We start from the raw sequence: 3,339 nt of genomic DNA on the forward strand, positions 1-3,339 counted from the left end.
GGACGGAGACCTCCGCGTCCAGGTGACCGCTGAACTACCAGACGCCAAGGCAGAAGAGGTCCGAGCAGTCACTCAGATGTGGACCGCGCGCCGACGGTTCGCTGCCATCGAGAAGGAGGCGCGGCGGATTCTAGGAGTCCGCGAGCCCGACACCAGGGACTGAGCCCCGCGGATGCTCGCCGTCGACGAGGCGATGGCCGTCGTGGACGCGCTGACCCAGGCGGGCGGTGCCGCCCCCAGCCGGCCTAACCCCTGGCTCATCGTCCTTCGGTGTGGGTTCCGTGCCGCCCGGGCGTCGAGGGGTGCCGGCGGTCGAACTCCTCGCCCGGCAGGACGTGGACCGCGAGGGCGACTGCCGGTGATGAGCGGGCCAGGAGGTCGGCCGTGGCGCGCAGGGCGGCGGGGAGGTCGTCGGCGGTGATCGTGACGAACACCTCGGCCCGTCCGTCGGGGGCGCGGTGGGGGTGGGGGTGGTGGTCGGCCAGGAGGTCGGAGAGCTCGGCGGTGATGTCGGCGCGGGTGTCGTATTCGATCTCGACGACGTAGTGCTCGCTCACGGGCGCTCCTCGGTGGGTGTGGTGTCGGGTAGGGCGTTGAGCCATGTGGTGAGCCCGTGGGTGGCGTTGCGTTCGACGGCGGCGACCATCTGGTCGTAGCGCAGCAGCATCGAGACGGTGACGATGCCGGCGGAGATTGCGACGTCGACGCCCGGGACGCCGGCCACCCGTGACAGGGTGATGAACGTGGCGCGCAGGTCGTGCGGAGCGATCGCGGTGTTGAGGCCGGCGGTCGCGAGGGCGGCGCGCAGGCGCCGGCGCACTCCCCAGGGGGACATGCGCTGTCCGGTGTGCTCGCTGATCAGCAGCGGCCCGTACCGGGGGCGGATCTCCAGGACCCGGGTCAGTGCCCGCAGCGTGGGTGCGGACAGCGACACCAGGTCGGAGGCGGCGGTCTTGGTGCGTTGGAGGCGGATCGTGGTCAGGTCGCCGTGCTGGGCGATGTCGCGCACGTCGACGCGCACGAGCTCCCCGACCCGGGGGCCGTTGAGGGCCAGGAGGTGGCAGATCAGGTCGGTGTCCGGGTCCATGCCGGCGGCGACGTCGAGCAGGCGCCGCAGCTCGGGGCCGGTGAGCCAGGGTCGCATCGTGCGGCGGGTGTCGGCCGGCCGGCGCACGTGCCGCATCGGGTCGGCCTCGAGGCGGCCGGTGGCCTCGCACCACCGGTACAGGGTCATCGGCCCGGACAGGTAGGAGCGGGCGGTGTTGGTGTGCAGGCCGCGGTCTTCGACCAGGTGGCGCACCCACTGCTCGGCGTCGTAGGCGCGCGCCTCGAGCAGCCCGACCCCGCGCCCGGTCAGCCACTCCCTCCACCAGCGCACGTAGTAGGTGACGTTCGCTCGGGTGCGCCCGTGGTACGGCGCCATGAACTCGGCGAGGACCTGGTCGTCGGCCGCTGTGTCGAGGACGCGGGGGGAGGTGGCCGTCACGAGGTGATGACGACGCCGGGCACCTCGTGCACGGCGCGGGCCACGACGTGGCGCCACCACCTGGCGGGCAGGTGCGCGAGGTCGGGGCGGGCGGCGTGCAGCGCCTCGTCGGTGCGGTAGACCCGCACGGTGGGGTCGGCGGCGTTCTGCAGGGCGGCGACGACCTCACCGACCGCGGCCGCGGTGACGGCCTCGATCTGCTCGACCTCCTCGCGGACCCGGTGCGGGATCGGGTCGCGCCCGGACTCCCACCGGCGCAGCGTGTCCTGCCGGACGCCGAGCATCCCGGCCAGGGCGTCCAGGGTCAGGCCGAGGTACTCCCGGACGGTCTGCAGCTCGCCGGGGTCCATGCGGGCGCTCCCCGCGTCGGCGCCACGCTCGACGCTGGGAGCGGGCGTGCGGGTGGCGCCCATCAGCCGAGCACCGCGTACAGGGCCTCGTCGACGACGTGGTGGCTCATGCCCTGGCAGGCGTCCGCCGCATCTGCGCCGGCGCTCGCGACCGCGGCGTGCACCGCGGCGACGGCCCGACCGTGAGCCGCACGCGCGGACATCTCCGTCGCCCCGATCGTCCGGCGCAGTGCGTCCAGCTCTGCGGCGGCCTGCTCGGCGCGCTCGGCCGCGGCCGTGTCACCGGCGCGCGTCGCCTCCCGGTCGGCACTGTCGGCGGCGCGCCAGCGCTCGTCGGCCTCCTGGCCGGCGACCTGCAGCTTCTCCCAGATCGCCCACACGGCGTCGACGTGCTCGACGGCGGCCGCGATCGTTGCGCGGTGGGTGGCGGTGGTGCTCATGGTGTCCTCCGTGTGGACCCTTGATCCGGGGCTACCCCCCCTGATCTCGTGATGCTCACCTTACCCCCTAAAAGAGGGGGTTAGCAAGACGTTGGCGGTCAGACCGCAGGCCGGGTGAGGTGGTCGCGCTGGACGACCCAGGCGTTGCCGATCTTGGCTCCGGCGAGGGACCCGGACTCGAGGCGCTGAAGGATCGCCTGCCGGCTGACGCCGGCGATCTCGGCGGCCTGGGTGACCGAGATGAGCTCGGGGAGCGGCTGCAGCCCGTGGCGCCGGTCGTACTCGGCGGTCGGCAGCACCTCGATCGACAGCGCCGGCGCGATGCCGGCGGCGCCGACGACGGCCAGGGCGGTGCTCGCGGCCTGGGTGAGGCTGGTCGCGGGCAGGGTGATGATGACCTGCACGTGGCCGAGCGGCCCGCGGCCGGTGGCGGGGTGGTACTCGGTGAGGGCGTCGAGCAGCTGCTCGTCGAGGTTGTCGCGGGTGTCGAGCTCGATCGTGGCGTTGTACTCGGTGGTCATGGTCTGGGCCTCCTCGGGCCTCGTGGGGGATGATGGTGGACCACCCGGGGGTGGGAGGCGGTTCGCTCGCTTCACGGTGACCTCGAAGCCCTGGGCCTCCAGCGCCTTGACGATCTTCCGCAGGTCCTTGTCCATTTTCATCCCTCCTTCCCTCGTTGACAAGATCAGCATACCTCACGCCTTGCTGAATGACAAGGTAAGGAATGGGGGTGCTGCGCTCGTGTCGAGGCGGTCGGTTGCGGCGTCGCTCGTGCTGGCACGCTGGGCTCGTGGACGACGAGGAGGCATGGCGCACCGCCGCCCCCGCGACCGAGTGGTGGCCGGCGCTGCCGCAGCGTGTCAGCCCTCCGGCGCACGATGCGGGGGTGGACCTCACGCAGAGCGCCCCGGGCGGCATGGCGCGCGTGCGCGCCGCCGTGCCCCTGCTCAACGCGCGCCCGGTCCCGCGCGGCACGCACCACGACGTCGACGACCCCATCCCCGTCACCGTGACCCTGCGGTGGGCCACCGGCGACGAGCAGCTCGACACCGTCGCCGTCGAG

General features: G+C 73.1%; 6 protein-coding genes. 1 reads left to right on the forward strand and 5 read right to left on the reverse strand.

The annotated features are described in order from the left end of the window. Positions 1-257: 257 nt before the first annotated feature. From AAHH18_RS18120 to AAHH18_RS18140, 5 genes are all read right to left on the reverse strand, one after another. On the reverse strand, positions 258-557 hold the full coding sequence (locus AAHH18_RS18120; protein ID WP_343302579.1) for a hypothetical protein: 300 nt from the start codon (positions 555-557) through the stop codon (positions 258-260). Then, positions 554-1,486, reverse strand: coding sequence for a tyrosine-type recombinase/integrase (locus tag AAHH18_RS18125; RefSeq protein WP_343302580.1), 933 nt, complete (start codon positions 1,484-1,486; stop codon positions 554-556). Before AAHH18_RS18125 ends, AAHH18_RS18120 begins: the two co-directional genes overlap by 4 nt. Further along, positions 1,483-1,899 (reverse strand): Aca2/YdiL-like domain-containing protein, encoded by a 417-nt coding sequence (locus AAHH18_RS18130; protein ID WP_343302581.1) that lies wholly within the window; start codon positions 1,897-1,899, stop codon positions 1,483-1,485. Before AAHH18_RS18130 ends, AAHH18_RS18125 begins: the two co-directional genes overlap by 4 nt. After that, entirely contained in the window at positions 1,899-2,276 is a 378-nt protein-coding gene (locus AAHH18_RS18135; protein WP_343302582.1) for a hypothetical protein, read from the reverse strand. The genes AAHH18_RS18130 and AAHH18_RS18135 overlap by 1 nt, the downstream gene beginning before the upstream one ends. A gap of 98 nt (positions 2,277-2,374) precedes the next feature. Then, complete coding sequence (locus tag AAHH18_RS18140; protein ID WP_343302583.1) at positions 2,375-2,932, reverse strand: helix-turn-helix domain-containing protein; 558 nt, start codon at positions 2,930-2,932, stop codon at positions 2,375-2,377. A gap of 134 nt (positions 2,933-3,066) precedes the next feature. On the opposite strand from AAHH18_RS18140, the gene AAHH18_RS18145 reads away from it, so the two are divergent. Next, positions 3,067-3,339, forward strand: a 273-nt coding sequence (locus tag AAHH18_RS18145) for a hypothetical protein (RefSeq protein WP_343302584.1), incomplete at its 3' end; no start/stop codon positions are given.

Source organism: Cellulomonas olei (assembly GCF_039548315.1).
Lineage (GTDB): Bacteria > Actinomycetota > Actinomycetes > Actinomycetales > Cellulomonadaceae > Cellulomonas.